This window comes from Microbacterium sp. 1262 (assembly GCF_040544895.1).
Taxonomy (GTDB): Bacteria; Actinomycetota; Actinomycetes; order Actinomycetales; family Microbacteriaceae; genus Microbacterium; species Microbacterium plantarum.
On sequence record NZ_JBEPKU010000001.1, the window covers coordinates 2,338,233 to 2,356,087 of the forward strand.

The 17,855-nt window shown below is 71.2% G+C and carries 19 protein-coding genes; 2 read left to right on the forward strand and 17 right to left on the reverse strand.

The genetic code is table 11. The features are described 5' to 3' along the window. The first annotated feature begins 53 nt into the window (after positions 1 to 53). Positions 54 to 1,421: a pyridoxal phosphate-dependent decarboxylase family protein gene (locus ABIC53_RS11140; protein WP_274178203.1), complete on the forward strand. Its 1,368-nt coding sequence runs from the start codon at positions 54 to 56 to the stop codon at positions 1,419 to 1,421. A gap of 36 nt (positions 1,422 to 1,457) precedes the next feature. Here ABIC53_RS11140 and ABIC53_RS11145 read toward each other — a convergent pair whose 3' ends face one another. The 17 genes from ABIC53_RS11145 to tilS all read right to left on the reverse strand — a co-directional run bounded on the left by ABIC53_RS11145 (position 1,458) and on the right by tilS (position 17,123). Further along, positions 1,458 to 2,192 (reverse strand): hypothetical protein, encoded by a 735-nt coding sequence (locus ABIC53_RS11145; RefSeq protein ID WP_354451494.1) that lies wholly within the window; start codon positions 2,190 to 2,192, stop codon positions 1,458 to 1,460. 60 nt (positions 2,193 to 2,252) lie between these two features. Continuing rightward, complete coding sequence (gene cls / locus ABIC53_RS11150) at positions 2,253 to 3,722, reverse strand: cardiolipin synthase (RefSeq protein ID WP_258524646.1); 1,470 nt, start codon at positions 3,720 to 3,722, stop codon at positions 2,253 to 2,255. 65 nt (positions 3,723 to 3,787) lie between these two features. Then, on the reverse strand, positions 3,788 to 3,979 hold the full coding sequence (locus ABIC53_RS11155) for a hypothetical protein (protein WP_112615987.1): 192 nt from the start codon (positions 3,977 to 3,979) through the stop codon (positions 3,788 to 3,790). A gap of 4 nt (positions 3,980 to 3,983) precedes the next feature. Next, positions 3,984 to 5,156, reverse strand: coding sequence for a DUF4192 family protein (locus ABIC53_RS11160; protein WP_354451496.1), 1,173 nt, complete (start codon positions 5,154 to 5,156; stop codon positions 3,984 to 3,986). A gap of 96 nt (positions 5,157 to 5,252) precedes the next feature. Then, on the reverse strand, positions 5,253 to 6,770 hold the full coding sequence (lysS, locus tag ABIC53_RS11165; RefSeq protein ID WP_282501920.1) for a lysine--tRNA ligase: 1,518 nt from the start codon (positions 6,768 to 6,770) through the stop codon (positions 5,253 to 5,255). A gap of 180 nt (positions 6,771 to 6,950) precedes the next feature. After that, positions 6,951 to 7,589: a formylglycine-generating enzyme family protein gene (locus tag ABIC53_RS11170; protein ID WP_282501919.1), complete on the reverse strand. Its 639-nt coding sequence runs from the start codon at positions 7,587 to 7,589 to the stop codon at positions 6,951 to 6,953. Next, the gene (locus ABIC53_RS11175; protein WP_282501918.1) at positions 7,586 to 8,290 is read right to left on the reverse strand and encodes a DUF2520 domain-containing protein; all 705 of its coding nucleotides are present in this window, start codon (positions 8,288 to 8,290) and stop codon (positions 7,586 to 7,588) included. The genes ABIC53_RS11170 and ABIC53_RS11175 overlap by 4 nt, the downstream gene beginning before the upstream one ends. After that, complete coding sequence (locus tag ABIC53_RS11180; RefSeq protein WP_282501917.1) at positions 8,287 to 10,074, reverse strand: PH domain-containing protein; 1,788 nt, start codon at positions 10,072 to 10,074, stop codon at positions 8,287 to 8,289. Before ABIC53_RS11180 ends, ABIC53_RS11175 begins: the two co-directional genes overlap by 4 nt. Then, positions 10,071 to 10,679, reverse strand: coding sequence for a PH domain-containing protein (locus ABIC53_RS11185; RefSeq protein WP_274178197.1), 609 nt, complete (start codon positions 10,677 to 10,679; stop codon positions 10,071 to 10,073). Before ABIC53_RS11185 ends, ABIC53_RS11180 begins: the two co-directional genes overlap by 4 nt. Continuing rightward, the gene (locus ABIC53_RS11190; protein WP_112615975.1) at positions 10,627 to 11,115 is read right to left on the reverse strand and encodes a DUF3180 domain-containing protein; all 489 of its coding nucleotides are present in this window, start codon (positions 11,113 to 11,115) and stop codon (positions 10,627 to 10,629) included. Before ABIC53_RS11190 ends, ABIC53_RS11185 begins: the two co-directional genes overlap by 53 nt. Beyond that, positions 11,112 to 11,660 (reverse strand): 2-amino-4-hydroxy-6-hydroxymethyldihydropteridine diphosphokinase, encoded by a 549-nt coding sequence (gene folK, locus ABIC53_RS11195; RefSeq protein ID WP_282501916.1) that lies wholly within the window; start codon positions 11,658 to 11,660, stop codon positions 11,112 to 11,114. The genes ABIC53_RS11190 and folK overlap by 4 nt, the downstream gene beginning before the upstream one ends. After that, positions 11,657 to 12,025, reverse strand: a complete 369-nt coding sequence (gene folB, locus ABIC53_RS11200; protein WP_114589233.1) for a dihydroneopterin aldolase — start codon at positions 12,023 to 12,025, stop codon at positions 11,657 to 11,659. Before folB ends, folK begins: the two co-directional genes overlap by 4 nt. Beyond that, positions 12,022 to 12,864, reverse strand: a complete 843-nt coding sequence (gene folP / locus ABIC53_RS11205) for a dihydropteroate synthase (protein ID WP_282501915.1) — start codon at positions 12,862 to 12,864, stop codon at positions 12,022 to 12,024. Before folP ends, folB begins: the two co-directional genes overlap by 4 nt. Continuing rightward, on the reverse strand, positions 12,861 to 13,451 hold the full coding sequence (folE, locus tag ABIC53_RS11210) for a GTP cyclohydrolase I (RefSeq protein WP_282501914.1): 591 nt from the start codon (positions 13,449 to 13,451) through the stop codon (positions 12,861 to 12,863). The genes folP and folE overlap by 4 nt, the downstream gene beginning before the upstream one ends. 9 nt (positions 13,452 to 13,460) lie before the next feature. Further along, positions 13,461 to 15,476, reverse strand: coding sequence for an ATP-dependent zinc metalloprotease FtsH (ftsH, locus tag ABIC53_RS11215; protein ID WP_282501913.1), 2,016 nt, complete (start codon positions 15,474 to 15,476; stop codon positions 13,461 to 13,463). An 84-nt stretch (positions 15,477 to 15,560) separates the two neighbouring features. Next, positions 15,561 to 16,112 carry a hypoxanthine phosphoribosyltransferase gene (hpt, locus tag ABIC53_RS11220; protein ID WP_023952935.1) on the reverse strand — a complete coding sequence of 184 codons (552 nt, stop codon included), beginning with the start codon at positions 16,110 to 16,112 and terminating at the stop codon, positions 15,561 to 15,563. A gap of 9 nt (positions 16,113 to 16,121) precedes the next feature. Beyond that, positions 16,122 to 17,123 (reverse strand): tRNA lysidine(34) synthetase TilS, encoded by a 1,002-nt coding sequence (tilS, locus tag ABIC53_RS11225; RefSeq protein WP_282501912.1) that lies wholly within the window; start codon positions 17,121 to 17,123, stop codon positions 16,122 to 16,124. A gap of 160 nt (positions 17,124 to 17,283) precedes the next feature. Here tilS and ABIC53_RS11230 point away from each other — a divergent pair, with 160 nt between their 5' ends. Beyond that, the gene (locus tag ABIC53_RS11230) at positions 17,284 to 17,817 is read left to right on the forward strand and encodes an inorganic diphosphatase (protein WP_120263697.1); all 534 of its coding nucleotides are present in this window, start codon (positions 17,284 to 17,286) and stop codon (positions 17,815 to 17,817) included. The last annotated feature ends 38 nt before the right edge of the window (positions 17,818 to 17,855 follow it).

Genomic DNA, 17,855 nt, shown 5'->3' on the forward strand with positions numbered 1-17,855 from the left:
CCTCGGGCCCAGCCCCTGCCCCGCCCGAACTACCCTCGACGCAAGGAGGACCCATGACCGAGCGCTTCCCCGCCCGCATGCACGACGTCACCGATGAGACGCGCGCGATCGTCGATCTCGTGCTCGAGTACTCGCGCGGCCGGCTCCTCGCCGAAGACACGCCGCTCGACAAGCCTCTGCCGCCGACCGAACTGCGCCGCCTGGCCGGGCGCACCATCGACGCGGACGGCATCGGCGCCCGCAAGGCCATCGGCGTCTTCGAGCACATCCTCGCCCCGTCGTGCATCTCGACCGACGACCCCCGCTACCTCTCCTTCATCCCGAGCGCGCCGTCGAAGGCCGCCGCCGCGTTCGATCTCGTCGTCTCGGCGAGCGCGCTCTACGGCGGGTCGTGGCTCGAGGGCGCCGGAGCGGTGCACGCCGAGAACGAGGTGCTTCGCTGGCTCGCCGACGAGTTCGGGCTGCCCGCGAGCGCCGGTGGTGTCTTCGTGCAGGGCGGCACGCTTGGCAACCTTTCGGCGCTCGTTGCCGCTCGCGAGACCGCTCGCGCGCGCGGCATCCGTCCCGACCGCTGGCGCGTGGTGTGCAGCGCGGAGGCCCATTCGTCGATCGCGTCGGCCGCTCGGGTCATGGATGTCGAGGTCGTGGCGGTGCCCGTCGCGGATGACGGCGTGCTGCGCGGCGACGCGGTGCGGGCTGCGCTCGCGGAGCACGGCGAGAGCGTCTTCGCCGTCGTCGCGACCGCCGGGTCGACCAACTTCGGCATCGTCGACGACATCGCCTCGGTGTCGGCGGTCACGCGCGAGCACGGCGTCTGGCTGCACGTCGACGGGGCGTACGGTCTCGCGGCGATGCTCTCCCCGGTTGCGCGCCACCGCTTCGCCGGTGTCGAGAACGCCGACTCGGTCATCGTCGACCCGCACAAGTGGCTGTTCGCGCCGTTCGACGCGTGCGCCCTGATCTACCGCGACCCGGAGCTTGGACGGCAGGCGCACACGCAGCACGCCGAGTACCTCGACACGCTGACCGAGACCTCCGACTGGAGCCCGTCGGACTACGCCGTGCACCTCACGCGCCGGCCGCGCGGCCTTCCGCTGTGGTTCTCGCTCGCGACCTACGGCACCGACGTGTACCGCGACGCCATCACCCGGTCGATCGAGCTCGCCGAGCGCATCGCCGCCGAGATCGAACGCCGCCCGGAGCTGACGCTGGTGCGCCGCCCGCAGCTCGGCGTCGTCGTCTTCGAGCGCGTCGGGTGGGAGCGGTCCGATTATGCGCGCTGGTCCTCGGATCTGCTCGAGCGTCAGCACGCGTTCGTCACCCCGAGCAGTCACGCCGGTCGGACGAACGCCCGCTTCGCGATCCTCAACCCGCGGACGACGTACGACGACCTCACCGGCATCCTCGACACGATGGCCTGACCGGCACGCGGGCGCTGACGGCCGCAGGGGCCGGCGTCAGCCGATGATGGAGATCCGCTGCTCGTCGCCCGCGGGCGACACCAGCACGATCTCGCCCGGGCGAGCGTCGTCCGAGACGCCCTCGACCGCGACCACGCTCAGCCGGGGCGCGTAGTCCATCGTGCAGACCTGGTCGGCGGCGGGCGTCGCCTCGGTGGCGCGCACCGCGTCGCCGTCGAGGGCGACGGTCTCGAACACGGGCGGGCAGCTCGACGAGCCCCAGGTGAGCAGCACGAGTTCCGCGTCGTCGAACCAGCCGGCGCTCGGCAGCATCTCGTCGTTCACCTCGCCCGTCGGACCCTCGAGACCGGCGACCCCGTCGAGGTCGGCGTCGCCGGTGTAACCGCCGGACACGACGATGTCGACGTCCTGCGTGGGGTCGACGCCCGTCGGCAGCCCGACGTACGACGCGCGCGGCGCATAGTCGCGCGTGCAGGCCATCCCTTCGGGATCGCTCAGCTCGACCGTGACCGTCTGCCCCGAGGCTGTCACCTCGCCGACGACGGGCTGACACGAGGAGCTGCCGTAGGTCACGAGGCCGACAGCACGCCCGCCGTCGAGCCACGCCGCCTCGACGTCGGCGTCCTGCGACGGCGCCGCGGAGCCGGCATCCGATCCGCTGGAACCCGTGTTTCCGGGCGCGGCCGCGCCGGGGGTCGTGGCGCAGCCGGCGAGCGCGAGCGCCGAGAGGAGCAGCAGTGCGGATGCCGCGGTCGTGCGTGTCGTCGTCATGGTCTCATCCTTCCGTCATCCCGAGAGTGTCGCGTCACCGCGCATCGTCTCAGAACCCGATCACTGCAGGGCGGAGGTCAAGCGAGCGAGGTTGTCGAGCACCGTCGACCTGAGCGGCTGCTTCATCCACTCCTCGAGCGTGAGCTCACGCGAGAGCGACCGGTACTGGTCTTCGACCTGGCGCAGCTGGGCGATGAACTCCTCACCGCGCACGAGCATCGAGATCTCGAGGTTCAGACCGAACGATCGCATGTCCATGTTGCTCGAGCCGATGATGGCGACATCGTCGTCGATCGTCAGGCTCTTCGTGTGCAGGATGTAGGGCTTGCGGTACATCCAGATCTTCACGCCCGCGCGCAGCAGCGCCTCGTAGTAGCTGCGCTGGGCGTGGTAGACCATCGCCTGATCGCCCTCTTCCGAGACGAAGAGCTCGACCTGCAGGCCACGTTGGCAGGCTGTCTGCACCGCCAACAGCAGCCCCTCGTCGGGCACGAAGTACGGGCTCACGATGATCACGCGCTTCTGAGCGGCGAAGAGGAGCGCGGTGAACAGCTTGAGGTTGTTCTGGAACTCGAACCCGGGTCCGGACGGGACGATCTGGCAGTCCAGGTCGCCCGGCCCGCTCTCGAGCTCGAACAGACCCACGTCCTCCGATGGCGCCGAGCCGGTCTCGCTGTACCAGTCGGAGAGGAACACCGCGTCGATGCTGGCGACCACGGGACCCTGCACCCGCACCATCAGGTCGACCCAGTGCAGGCCGCGCTTGATGTTCTTCTTCAGGTTGTAGGTCGAGTCGGTCATGTTCTGCGACCCGGTGAACGCCACGCGGCCGTCCACGACGATGAGCTTGCGGTGGTTGCGGAGATCGGGGCGCTGGTACTTCCCCCGCAGCGGCTGCACCGGGAGCATGTGGTGCCAGTCCGCGCCCATGGCCGTGAGGCGCTTGACCGTGGCGCGATAGTTCGGCTTGCCTCGGTTGGCCCAGTAGTCCAGGAGTACGCGCACAGTCACGCCGCGGGCTGCGACCTCCTCGAGCGCTGCGAAGAAGACGTCGGTCGTCTCGTCGGACTGGAGGATGTAGAACTCGACGTGCACGTATCGCTCGGCCGTGCGCACCTCTTCCGCCATCCGGCGGATGCTCTCCTCGTAGTCGGAGATGATCTCCGCGCCGTTGTCGCCCGCGAGCGGCATCGCGCCCAGATTGCGGTTGAGCGTGACGACCGAGGTGAACCACGCGGGGGCGTCGGGTCGGAGGGTGCCGAAGTCGAGCCCCTCGCTGGTCTCGCGGATGTACTGGTTGATCTCGCGCTGCATCCGGCGCCGCTTCCGCGGCAGGCGCGGGTTGCCGATCAGGAGGAACAGCAGCACACCGACGAATGGGATGAAGTAGATCGCGAGCAGCCAGGCCATGGCCGCCGTGGGCCGCCGGTTGCGCGGGACGACGATCACCGCGGTGATGCGGATGATGAGGTCGGCGATGAACACCAGGACGAGCCACCAACCGGGGAACTCGAACGCGGTGAACTCGATCGTCACGCCGCCCCTCCGATCTCCTCGGAATCAGCGTATCGGGCGCGACCGCTCATCCCACGGGTTCAGGGGGTCGAGCTGTCGGGCGCCGGAGCGGCGAGCCCACGGGCCGCACGCTCTTCCGCCTCGATCTTCGCGTACGCCCGGCGCTCGGTGCGATCCATGCGCAGGATGCCGCGGAGGACGAAGACGAAGAGCACCGAGACCACGAGGGTCGGCAGCAGCGACCAGATGACCGCGCTCACGTATTCGTCCATGCCCCTATCGTACGGGTCCCCGCTGATGAAAGGCCCAGTCGGGCAGGTGACCGATCTGCGCGAACGACAGCAGGATCTCGGCGAGCCCGTGATCGGGATCGATCTCGAGGGCGCGCTCGGCGTACGACGCGGCATGCGACGATCGCCCCAGCGCCCAGGCGAGCCACGCGCACAGCGCGAGCGGTCCGGGCCGCAATCGGCGCGGAGCCAGCGCGGCGACCTCGCGCACGACTGCGAGCGCGGCGAGCAGGCGCTCGGGATCGGGCCGGTCGCCGTCGCCCCACATGATCCGGCCGAGCCGCTCGGGATACTCCTCGCCCTCCTCCCACCGCCGCTGCGCATCGAGGGCATCGTCGCCGCGGCCGGCATCGGTCGCCCACTGCACGAGGGCCACGTCGCGCAGCGAGGGACGCGAGAGGCACCACACCAGCAGCGCCACGACGAAGGGCTCGAGCTCGGCGGGATCGCCGTCGAGGACCCGTTCGAACAGTCGCGGCGGGTCGTCGAGTTCGCAAGCCGCCTCGAGCGCGGCGGGGTCGACGCCGCTCCCACCCTCTGCCCCCGTGCCTCGCGTTCGCCGCCGGCCGCCGCCCACCCGCGGGATGCCGCACAGCACCGCGAGGGCCGTCTCGAGCGAGCGGAGCGCGCCGCCCACCACGCGGCGCTCTGCGGCGCTGCGCCGCGGCAGCTCGGCGCCCGACGTGTGATCGCGATCGATCGCCGGCCCCGGGCCCGGATCGTCGTCGCGCGCGGCGGCCCGTTCGATCTCGCTGAGCGGCCTCCCGCCCGCCGGGCACGACGCGTCGAGATGCGACCCCCAGCCGTCCTCGGCGACGCTGAGCAGATCGACGACCCGCACGCCGCAGACGTCGGCCGCCCGGCTGACCGCCGCCAGGACGGCAAACGCCGGCAGCCCGTCAGCCGCGGACTCCGGAGCGTACGCGATCGCCGTCAGGGCATCGGCATCCGGAATGCGACACACCATTCCCACGATGGTCGCGGCGGCGCTGTCGAGGTCACCGAGCGCGCCGGTCGGCAGGTCGACGCGCATCGCCCCGAGGCTCCGTGACCCCGCGAAGGGCACCACGACGAGGCTGCGGCTCGGAGCGAAGCCGAGCAGATGAGGAACGAGAGAGAGGAAGTGCGCGGCATCCGCGGCGCGAACAGTCGTGGTCATGCAGACCAGGCTGGCGCCGGGCCGAGTGGTGCAGAGCCCGGCCGGGGCAGGATGTGGAAACCCGGACGGCTCCCTGGCCCTCGCAGGAACCGCCGGTTACTTGACGAGCGGGAAGAGGATCGTCTCGCGGATACCGAGGCCCGTGATCGCCATCAGCAGGCGGTCGATGCCCATGCCCATGCCACCGGTGGGCGGCATGCCGTGCTCGAGGGCGCGCAGGAACTCCTCGTCGACGCGCATCGCCTCGTCGTCGCCGCGCGCGCCGAGCTTGGCCTGCTCGACGAAACGCTCGCGCTGGATGACGGGGTCGACGAGCTCGGAGTAGCCGGTCGCCAGCTCGAAGCCGCGGACGTAGAGGTCCCACTTCTCCACGACGCCCGCGATCGAGCGGTGCTCGCGGACGAGCGGCGACGTGTCGACCGGGAAGTCCATGACGAAGGTGGGGCGCTCGAGCCCGCCCTTGACGAAGTGCTCCCAGAGCTCTTCGACGAGCTTGCCGTGCGTCGCGACCTTCTCGGGTACGACGACACCCACCTCCGCGGCGAGGGCCTGGAGCTCCTCGAGCGAGGTGGCGGGCGTGATGTCGCGTCCCGCGGCGGCCGAGAGCGAGTCGTACATCGAGATGCGGTCCCAGTCGCCGCCGAGATCGAACTCGGTGCCGTCGGCCCACGTGACGGTCGTCGATCCCGCGACGGCGATCGCCGCGTTCTGGATGAGCTCCTGCGTCAGATCGGCGATGCCGTTGTAGTCGCTGTACGCCTGGTAGGCCTCGAGCATCGCGAACTCGGGGCTGTGGGTCGAGTCGGCACCCTCGTTGCGGAAGTTCCGGTTGATCTCGAACACGCGGTCGATCCCGCCCACGACGGCGCGCTTGAGGAACAGCTCGGGCGCGATGCGCAGGAACAGCTCGGTGTCGAAGGCGTTCGAGTGCGTGATGAACGGGCGCGCGGCGGCACCACCGTGCTGCACCTGCAGCATCGGGGTCTCGACCTCGAGGAAGCCGTGCTCGTCGAACGTGCGACGGAGCGAAGCGTTGACCTTGGCGCGGGCGACGACCGTCTCGCGTGCGGTATCGCGCACGATGAGGTCGAGGAAGCGCGAGCGCACGCGGCTCTCCTCGCTCAGCTCGGAGTGGAGGTTCGGCAGCGGCAGCAGCGCCTTCGACGCGATCTGCCAGGCGGACACCATGATCGACAGCTCACCGCGGCGGCTGGAGATGACCTGGCCCGTGACCGAGACGTGGTCGCCCAGATCGACGAGCTCCTTCCACGCCTGCAGCGACTCGTCGCCGACCTCGGCGAGCGAGACCATGGCCTGGATGCGGCTGCCGTCACCAGACTGCAGCGACGCGAAGCAGAGCTTGCCGGTGTTGCGGCTGAACACGACGCGCCCCGCGACCGAGGCGGTCACGCCGGTCTCGGCACCGGCCTCGAGGTCGGCGTAGCGCTCGCGCAGCGCCGGGATGGTGTCGGAGACGGCCACGGCGACGGGATAGGCGCCGCCCGCGGCATCCTCTCGCTCGCTCAGCAGCCGCTCGCGCTTGGCGAGGCGCACGGCCTTCTGTTCGATGACGTCGTCGGCGTCGTCGACGGGGGGCACGGGCGCGTCGCTCATGGCAGAAGAACTCCTCGGGATTCGACGTGCCAGTCTACCGAGCGTGCCGCGGGCGCTTGACGATACAGCCGTCGGACCGCTGGTGCTAGTGTCGCCTCGGCGGCGTCGCGGCACTACTCCAGCACCGCCGATCCGACGAGTGTGCACCTACCGGCCACCCGACGACCCCGAGCCGGGCCGCTAAGCGACGGCGCCGCGGGCGACGCGCAGGCCGATGTCGTCGTGAGCGCTGTCGGGGCGCGCCCCGCGGCGCGTTCCCGCCCGCACGGACGTCGCGGCATCGGCGAACCCGCCGCCCCGGAACACCCGGTCGCGCGACCCGGCGTCGGGGGCGAAGAGATCCCAGCACCACTCCGAGACGTTGCCGAGCATGTCGAAGAGGCCGAAGAGGTTCGGATGCCGCCCGCCCACGTTCTGCGGCGACGAGAGGTTGTCAGCGGCGGTCCAGGCGATCTCGGCGAGCGGGCCGTAGTGCGCGGCACGCGAGCCCGCACGGCAGGCGTACTCCCACTCGCGCTCGGTCGGCAGCCGATACCCGTCGGAGTCGTCGTACCAACGCACCTCGTCGCCGTCGACCGCGTAGGCGGGGTCGAGCCCCTCCCATTCCGACAGCGCGTTGCAGAACCGCACGGCTCTCAGCCACGACAGCTGCACCGCCGGACGCCGCGGGTGCGCGGCGGTCACCCCGAGCACCTCGCCGAGTTGCTCCTCGGTGACGGGATACACCCCGATCTCGAAGGACTCGACCCGCGGGCCCTGGCCCGCGCCCGCGACGGGCAGCTCTCCGGCCGGGATGCGGGCCAGCTCGACGTCGCTCACAGCAGTTCGTCGTCGGGGGTCGCGCCGCGGCCCGCCTCGGTCAGCGCCCGCTCGACGGTCGAGTGCACAAGGGTCGAGAGGAAGCGACCCGGGGCCGGCACTCCGGCGTCCTCGAGCAACGCGGCCGACTGCTGCACGATCGAGGCGGCGAACTGCGTCGCGGTCGCGATCGCCTCGCCGTAGGCCGGACGGTCGGCGTCGGCGACGACGACGGGCTCGCAGCCCAGCTCGACGGCGAGCGCCTGCCCGATCGGCAGGACGGCGGCCGGCGCGGTCACCGCGGCGTAGGCGCCCGTGAGCTGGCGGAGGTCGAGGGTCGACCCGGTGAACGCGATCGCCGGGTGCACGGCGAGCGGGATGGCTCCTCGTGCGGCGGCCGGCGCCAGCACATCGAGCCCGTGCCCGGGGTCGGTGTGCAGCACGAGCTGCCCGACCTGCCAGGCGCCGAGCTCGGCGAGACCGCTGACCAGCGGGCCGAGCTCGTCGTGCGGCACCGCGATCACGACCAGTTCGCTGCGACGCACGACCTCGTCGGCGTCGAGCACCGGCACCCCCGGGATGACCGCGTCGACCCGTTCCCGATCGGATCCCGCGGTGACGCCGGTCAGCGCGTGGCCGGCGCCCGCGAGCGCCGCGCCGATGACGGGTCCGACCCGGCCTGCGCCGATGATGCCGACGCCCAGGCGCGAGCTCGCGGTCATCGTTCGCTCTCCGGCGAGGTCTCCCCCGCGGGAGGCACATACGGCGGGGGCGGCACGGCGCCCGGCGGGAGCTCGGTCACGCTCGGCGGGGGCGGCACCGGGCTCGGGCCCGCGTTCGGGCTCGGCACGGGAACGGGCGCCGCCGGCACGGGAGGCACCGACTCAGCGACATCCGCCACCTCGGCCCAGCGGTGCGAGCGGTCGGATGCCGCGGCCGAGACGGCTACGTGGGCCACCCGCTCGAACGCTGCGATCACGTCGTCGCGGTCGATGCCCGCGACCGCGGTGAGCACCGGGCCCGAGACGGTATGAGCGCGCAGCGTCGCGACGCGCAGCGCGCGCGACACCGGCCCCTGGTGCAGCGCGACGGACTGCAGCCGGGCGAGCGGCAGCACCGCGAGCATGCGCCAGATCAGCCCGCGCCGCAGCATCAGCAGGTCACCCTCGATCGCGAGGCCGTTCCGCCGCCACGACAGCGGGCGCACGATGCGTGCCCGCCGCGGTGTCGTGACGTATCCCCCGGCGGACGAGCCGCCGAGCACACCGTTCCGGACGATCGCCGCGCGCTCCTCCTCGCTGACCGATGGCAGGATGAGGCCGAGCACCCGCTCGACGTCGGCGAGCGTGCCGACGGGAAGGACCGTGGTGAACTGATCGGTCGTCGTGTCGGAAGCGCTCCGGCCGGTCATGCGGTTGATCCGAACCGTCCACCACCCGAATCCGCGCCAGAGGATGGACTGCGTGATCTCTACGGCATGGATGCGTCCGGGAGGCAGGATCTCCGACACGGTCGTGAGCAGGCCGAACGTCACGCGCACGCCGTCGCGCGTCGGCGCGATCGAGTAGCGCAACGACTTCACGATCGTGCGCACCCAGTACGCGCCGAAACCGAGCAGCGCCGGGAAGTAGGCGAAGAGCACCCAGTACACGCCCTGCGACAGGGCGATCGCGAGCGCGGTAGCGCCCGCCAAAATCACGACGGTGCCCCAGCTGGCGAGCTGCGACCCGATGAGCCGCCCGGGTGGAATCCGGACGACCGACTCGGGCTCGGCGGCATCCGCGTCGTCGCCCTCGATGAGACCGGTGATGCCCCGGGCGACGGTGTCGGCGACGGCGACGCGCGACCCGCCGGCCGCGGCCTCGGCGGCTCGCTGTTCGGCCAGACGCTGCCCCGAGGCCAGCCTCAGGATGTCGGCGCGGATCGTCTCGGCATTACCGGTGGAGAGGTATTCGAGCTTGACGTTCGCGTCGGCACCCGCACCCACGATCTCGAGCTTCGCCGCGCCCAGAAGCCGCGCGACGGCGGGGCGGGTGAGGTTGACGCCCTGCACCCGGTCGAGCGGTGCGCGACGATGCGTGCGCGAGAGGATGCCGCTGCGCACCTCGACGTCGTCGTCGGTGATGCGGAAGGTGTGGAAGCGCCACGACAGGTAGAACGCGCCGATGATGAGCGCGAGCACGCCGACGGTGACGAGCAGGGCGATCTGGAGGAGGTTGTTCGCCAGCACCCACCCGATCGGGTCGCCGGCGGCCTCGTACTCCTCCCACTCGTCAATGGGGGCGTCGGGAGCGAACGCCGGCACGAAGATGCTGATGAGCCGGTCGCGCATGTTCGCGACCACGATGCCGAGCACCACGAGCAGCGCCAGCCCGCCGCGCAGCAGCGGCGTCAGCGGATGCAGCCGGTGCCACTCACCGTCGCTCAGGGGTGAGCGGACGAGCTCGGCCGGCGGAGCGGAGACGGTCGCGTCGGCCGGGGGCGGGGTCGGTACGGGGTCGGTCACAGCCCGGTCCGCCGCGATTCAGCCACCGACATCAGGTGGTCGCGCAGCGCCTCGGCAGCCTGCTGCGTGAGGCCCGGGATCACGACGCCCGTCGCTGCCGCGGCCGTGACGAACTTCAGCTGCGCGATGCCGAACCCGCGGTCCATCGGCCCGTGCGTGATGTCGACGAGCTGCATGCGGCCGTACGGCACGGCGACCATGCGCTGCCACAGGATCCCGCGGCGGAAGACCAGGTCGTCTTCGCGCAGCTGGTATCCGATCGAGCGCACCTGGCGCGGCAGGATCGCCATGCCCGCCAGGGTCAGCACGATGAGGATGATGCCGGGGATCAGCAGCCAGGGCAGATCGAAGACCAGAAGCGCCACGAGCAGCGCGGCGACGATGATCGCCAGGATGAACCCGTTGCTGATCAGCTGCACGGTGAGGTATTTGCGCGAGATCTGGTGCCAGACGCCCTGCTCGAGGGCGAGACGCCCGGCTCCGCGGGGCTCGCGGATGCGGTCGTACGTGCCGGCGTCGAGGGTGGCGTCGATCGCGCCGGACTCCGCAGCGTCAGTGGTGGGAGGGAGTGGCGTCGGGCTCGGGTGGTCCGGGCTGGTCGTCATCGTCGTCCTTCCGAATGGTGCAGAGCTGTTCTGCGATCACACCGGCCGCCACGAGCACGACGGCTCCGACGATCGCGGCGACGACCGCTCCCGTCGAGCCTACTGACGGCGGGACCGGCCGTGTGAGAAGGAAGAGCAGGAGGCCGACGCCGATACCGCCCACGAGCGCTCCGACGATGCTCGACGCCTTCGCCAGCATCGCGACGCGCACGGCGCGGAACGGGTCGACCCGCGGAGCCTGACCCCGCGTCGCCCGACGGATCGGCAGCGCGAGGGCGATGACCGAGACCGCCAGCAGCACGAAAAGCACCGGGAGCATGACCGACGGGGTGAAGGTCGCGCGCCCCGCCCCCGTGAGCACCTGATCGATGACGAACCCCGCGGCGATGCCGAGCACCGCCGACACGATGAGGGTCGCGGGAGACGTTCGTCTCACGGCGTGCTCCCGGGCAGCGCGGCCAGCAGCGCGTCGACGCGCCCGCGTCCGGGGAGCACGGCGTCGGGGTCGACCGCGAGCCACGGCCGGAGCACGAAGTCGCGCTCGTGCGCACGCGGATGCGGCAGGACAAGCGTCGGGGTCTCGCAGACGACGTCGCCGTGCGCGATGAGGTCGAGATCGAGCGTGCGATCCTGCCACCGGGCCTGGTCGGCCGAGCGCGGGGCCCGGCCGTGACGCTCCTCGATCGCGTGCAGGTAACCGAGCAGCACGCTGGGCGCCAGCCGCGTGTCGACGAGGGCGACCGTGTTGAGATAGGCCGGGGCCGCGGCATCCGGTCCGTCGAGGGTCAGCGCGACCGTCTCGATCGGGTCGGCCGACCGCGCGACCCGGGTGAGCGGCAGCCCGTCGAGATCAGCGATCGCTCGCGCGACCGTGTCGGCCCGGTCACCGAGGTTCGCGCCGATCGCGACGACGGCTCGACGCGCGGGCGCGCTGTCGGCCGGGCGGGGCTCGGGCGATTCTTGGGCGAGGCGGCGGCTCATCGGTTCTCCCGTCGTCGGGTGAGGGTCACGCTGACATCGCCGAAGGGCACCGCGATGGGCGCCTGCGGCTTGTGCACGGTCACGGCAACGGCATCCACGCGATCGAAAGCGAGGGCCGCGCGGGCGATACGGTCGGCGACCGTCTCGATGAGGTCCGCGGGCTCGCCCGCCAAGATCGCGGCGACCTGCTCGGCCAGCTCTCCGTAGTGGACGGTGTCGGCGACGTCGTCGCTCGCGGCGGCGTCGGCCAGCGACAGGTCGAGCTCGACGTCGGCGATGAACTCCTGGCCCTCGCGTCGTTCGTGCTCGTAGACGCCGTGATACCCGACGGCCCGGATGCCGCGCACCGTGATGCGGTCGCTCATGAGGCCTCCCGCCATCGCCCACGCACGGCCAGCGCGTCGCGGGTCGTCGCGACATCGTGCACGCGCACTCCCCACGCTCCCGCGTCGGCAGCCAGCACGCTCGTGACGGCGGTCGCGAGATCGCGCCGGGCGAGGTCGAACCGGCCGGCGTCGGCGATGTCTGCGCCGGGGGCTTCTGCGTCGCGGGGGTCTCCGATGGCCTCGCGCAGGAAGCCCTTGCGGCTCGTGCCGACGAGCACGCGCTTGCCGAGCCCGACGATGCGTTCGAGGTGGTGCAGCACGGTCCAGTTCTGGTCGCCGCGCTTGCCGAAGCCGATGCCCGGGTCGAGGACGATGCGCGAAGGAGCGATGCCGGCCGCCGTCGCCGCGCTGACGCGATCCTGGAGTTCGGCGACCACTTCTGCGACGACGTCCTCGTAGCGGGCGGTGGCGTACATGTCCGTCGAATGCCCGCGCCAGTGCCCGATGACGACCTCCGCGTCGGATGCCGCGACCGCCGCGAACATGTCGGGATCGGCCAGGCCGCCCGAGACGTCGTTCACCATGCGGGCCCCCGCGGCGACGGCGGCCGCCGCGGTGCCGGCGTTCATCGTGTCGACGCTCACCATGATGCCGCACGCCGCGAGCGCCTCGATCACCGGGACGACCCGCCCGCGCTCGACGGCGGGGTCGACGCGCTCGGCCCCCGGCCGGGTCGACTCGCCGCCGACGTCGACGATGTGTGCGCCGGCGCGGCGCAGGGCCTCGGCGTGACCGATCGCGACGTCGAGGTCGAGGTACCGCCCACCGTCGCTGAACGAATCGGGCGTGACGTTGAGGATGCCCATGATCGCCGTCATGCCGCACCACCCGAGATCAGGGCGATGAGCTCGGCCCGCTCGGCCGGCCCGGTGTAGACGCCGCGCGCAGCGACCGTCACGGTCGAGGCATCCGTCTGGCGTCCGCCGCGCATCGTGACGCACTCGTGAGCAGCATCCAGGACGACCAGCACGCCGCGCGCGTCGAGCGCACCCGCGATCGTGTCGGCGATCTGCTCACCGAGGCGTTCCTGCACCTGCGGGCGCGCCGCCAGGGTGTCGACCACACGGGGCAGCGCGCCGAGCCCGACGACCTGCTCGCCCGGCAGGTAAGCGATGTGAGCGTGGCCCGCGAAGGGCAGGAGGTGGTGCTCGCAGAACGAGCGGAACCGGATCCCGCGCACCATGACCGCGCCCGACGGCAGCGTGTCGGGCGCCGGGCCCCGCGCTATCGAGATCGTGTGCGCGAGGGGTTCGGCGGCGTCCGCGCCCACTCCCGAGAAGAACTCCGCGTACGCGTCGGCGACCCGCTGCGGGGTCTGCTTCAGCCCGGGACGGTCGGGGTCCTCCCCGATCGCCTCGAGCAGGTCGCGCACGAGGGCGGCGACGCGTTCGCGATCGACGGCCACGCCCCGAGCCTAAGCGGTCGCGGGTCGCGCCTGCCCCGAGGGGCGACGGTGCGGAGCGCGCTCGGCGGCGGTCTCGGCATCCGTCTCGGCGACGGTGGATGCCGCCAGGCCGGCCTCTTCGCGACGCTTGGGGACGTCGATCGGGGGCAGGCTCGAAACCGGACGGTCCTGGCTCGAGAGCCACTGCGGGCGCGGCGGGAGCTTCTTGATGTCCTTGAAGATCTCGGCGAGCTGCAGGTGGTCGAGGGTTTCCTCCTCGAGCAGCGCGAGCGCCAGCTTGTCGAGGATGTCGCGGTTGGCGTTGATGACCTCGTACGCCTCGTTGTGCGCCTGCTCGATCAGCAGCCGCACCTCGGCGTCGACGCGCTCGGCGATGCGCTCGGAGAAGTCACGGCCGTGCCCCATGTCGCGACCCATGAACACCTCGCCCGACGACGACCCGAGCTTCACGGGGCCGACCTCCGTCGTCATCCCGTACTCGGTGACCATCTTGCGGGCGATACCGGTCGCCTTCTCGATGTCGTTGGAGGCACCGGTCGTCGGGTCGTGGAACACGACCTCTTCGGCGACGCGTCCGCCCATCGCGTAGGTGAGCTGGTCCTGGAGCTCGTTGCGGGTGACGGAGTACTTGTCCTCGAGCGGCAGCACCATCGTGTAGCCGAGCGCCTTGCCGCGCGGGAGGATCGTGACCTTCGTGACCGGGTCGGAGTGGTTCATCGCCGCGGCGGCGAGGGCGTGGCCGCCCTCGTGGTACGCCGTGATGAGCTTCTCCTTGTCCTTCATGACGCGCGTGCGGCGCTGGGGACCGGCGATGACGCGGTCGATCGCCTCGTCGAGTGCGCGCATGTCGATCAGCTGCGCGTTCGAGCGCGCGGTCAGCAGCGCGGCCTCGTTCAGCACGTTCGCGAGGTCGGCGCCGGTGAAGCCAGGGGTCTTGCGAGCGATGACGGCCAGGTCGACCGAGGGCGAGAGCGGCTTGCCGCGTCCGTGCACCTCGAGGATCTTCTGGCGGCCCTTGAGGTCGGGCGCGTCGACACCGATCTGGCGGTCGAAGCGGCCCGGACGCAGCAGCGCCGGGTCGAGGATGTCGGGACGGTTCGTCGCGGCGATGACGAGCACCGAGACCTTCGGGTCGAACCCGTCCATCTCGACGAGCATCTGGTTCAGCGTCTGCTCGCGCTCGTCGTGACCGCCGCCCATGCCGGCGCCGCGGTGGCGGCCGACGGCGTCGATCTCGTCGATGAAGATGATGGCGGGCGAGTTCTCCTTCGCCTCCTTGAAGAGGTCGCGCACCCGGCTCGCGCCGACACCGACGAACATCTCGACGAAGTCCGAGCCCGAGATCGAGTAGAACGGCACACCGGCCTCGCCCGCGACGGCGCGCGCAAGGAGCGTCTTACCGGTGCCGGGAGGGCCGTACAGCAGAACGCCCTTCGGGATGCGGGCGCCGACGGCCTGGAACTTCGTCGGATCCTTCAGGAAGTCCTTGATCTCCTGCATCTCCTCGATGGCCTCGTCGGAGCCGGCCACGTCGCCGAAGGTGACCGTCGGGGTCTCCTTCGTGACGAGCTTGGCCTTCGACTTGCCGAACTGCATGACGCGGCTGCCGCCGCCCTGCGCGCTCGACATGAGGAACCAGAAGAGCAGGCCCAGCAGCACCAGCGGCAGCATGAGCGAGAGGAAGCCGTCGAACCACGTGGCCCGCGGCACGACGTCGTTGTACCCGTCCGCCGGGTTCGCCGCGTCGACGGCCGCGACGACCTCGTCGGCACGTGCGGAGGTGTAGTAGAACTGCACCTGCTTCGAGCCCTCGAAGTCGTCGGAGAGCGTCAGATCGACGCGCTGATCGCCGTCCGTGGTCTGCACCTTCGTGACGGTGTCGCCCTTGAGCAGCTCGAATCCCTGCTGGGTCGTGATCTGCTTCGCGCCGGTGAGGCTGGAGATCAGCATGAAGCCGATCAGCAGCAGCGCGCCGATGAGCAACACGTACATCAGCGGGTTGCGCGTGACTTTCTTGACGTCCATGGTGCGATCAGGCTACCCCGCGCCGACTATGCGGGCTCTGTGCGTTCGTTTTGGGCGTACCGGGAGCCGGCACGCGAAGCCCGTTCAGCTGTAGACGTGGGGCGCGAGGATCGCGACATCCCGCAGGTTGCGGTACTTCTCCGCATAGTCGAGGCCGTAGCCCACGACGAAGTCGTTCGGGATGTCGAAGCCGACGTACCGGCAGTCGATCTCGACCTTCGCGGCCTCGGGCTTGCGCAGCAGCGCGAGCACTTCGAGCGACTCGGCACCGCGCGACTGGAAGTTCTCGAGCAGCCAGCTGAGGGTCAGGCCCGAGTCGATGATGTCCTCGACGATGAGGACGTGCTTGCCGTGCAGATCGGCGTCGAGGTCCTTCCGGATCTGGACGACACCGCTCGACTTCGTGCTCGCGCCGTAGGATGACACCGCCATCCAGTCCATCGTGATGTCGCGCTTGAGCGCGCGGGCGAAGTCGGCCATGACCATCACGGCACCCTTGAGCACGCCGACGAGGATGAGCTCCTTGCCCTCGTAGTCGGCCTCGACCCGGGCGGCGAGCTCGGCGAGCTTGGCCTGGATCTCCTCCTCCGTGACGAGGACGTCGGTGAGCTGGTCGGCGATCTCGGCAGCACGCATGCGACGAGTTTAGGCGCCGCTCCCGCCCGCCGAGAACTCGACGAGTCGGCCGACGCGGCGGGCGCGGCATCCGGGAAGGTCGATCGGCCCCTGGCCGGAGTAATCGGTGACGAGCCGGGCGACCTCGAGGGTCTGGGTGCGGGTCAGGCTCTCGTGGAACTCGCTCTGCACGACGTGGCGGATGATGCGGTGGCGCAGCGCCGGCGGGTTGGCGGCGAGCGCGGCGACCGAGATCGCGATGCCCGCCTCGGCCGGCTCGACGATGTCTTCGATCGTCTCGGCGATCATGTCGTCGAAGGCCTGCGCGTCCTCGCGCAGATGCTCGGCGGTGCGCGCGAGCGCCTCGGCCACGCCGGGGCCGAGCTCGGCCTCGAGAAGCGGAAGGACGCGGTCGCGGACCCTCACCCGGCTGAAGCGATCGTCACGGTTGTGCGGGTCGAGCCAGGGCTCGAGCCCAGCCGCCGCGCAGGCCGCGACGGTGGTCTCGCGCCGCACCGCCAGCAGTGGACGGAGCCAGCGCACCCCGGAATCGTCGTCGGTGCGGTCGGGCGCCATGCCCGCGAGGCTCGTGGCGCCGGAACCTCGAGCGAGCCCGAGCAGCACCGTCTCGGCCTGGTCGTCGAGCGTGTGACCGAGCAGGACCGCGGCGGCGTTCGCGTCGCGCGCGGCATCCCGCAGCACCCCGTAACGCGCGTCGCGGGCCGCAGCCTCGGGGCCGCCCGCGGTGCCGACCTCGACGCGCACCACCAGCGGGTCGAGGCCGAGGCCTGCCGCGGCCCGCGCGGCAGTGAGCGCGACCTCGTCGGAACCGGGCTGCAGCCCGTGGTCGACCGTCACCGAAGCCGCGCGCAGGCCGAGCTTCGGAGCCTCGAAGGCCGTCGCGGCGGCGAGGGCCAGCGAGTCGGGCCCGCCCGAGAGCGCGACGATCACGGTGCTGCCGGCAGGCAGCGCCGACAGCGATGCGCGCACGGCGCGACGGACCTCGGCGATGGCGGGGCTGAGCGACGGCACGCCCCTACGGTAGCCGTGCTCGTGCCGTCGCCAGGCTGGAGCGGCGCAGCGCGGCCCCGTCGCGGGCGCGAAACCCGGGCTGAGCCTTGTATAGGGCGCGGCGGGCGGCGCAAGTAGGCTGGACGGCGGCATCCCACCGTCTTATCGAAGGAGCACACGTATGGGCGCGTACGACGCCGTCATCGAAATCCCCCGCGGCAGCCGCGTGAAGTACGAGGTCGACCACGGCACCGGCCGGGTCTTCCTCGACCGCGTGCTGTTCACGCCGATGGGATACCCCAGCAACTACGGCTTCTTCGAGAACACTCTCGGCGAGGACGGCGACCCGCTCGACGTGCTCGTGCTGCTCGACCGCGACATCTACCCCGGCGTGCTGGCGAAGGTCCGCCCCGTCGCCGTGCTGAAGATGAGCGACGAGGCCGGTGGCGACGACAAGGTCGTGGCCGTGCTCGCGAAGGACCCGCGCTGGGCGCACATCCAGGATGTCGGCGACATCGACGACTGGACCAAGAACGAGATCGGCCACTTCTTCGAGCACTACAAGGACCTCGAGCCCAACAAGTGGGTCAAGGTCGACGAGTGGGCCGGCGCCGCTGAGGCCGAGCGTCTCGTCTCCGAGGCGTTCGAGCGCTTCGAGGAGCACGAGGGCCAGACGAAGACGCAGGGTGAGGGCGAAGCGCCCAACTCGCTCTGACGCTCAGACGAACGCGAGGAGGGGCGGATGCTGCGGCA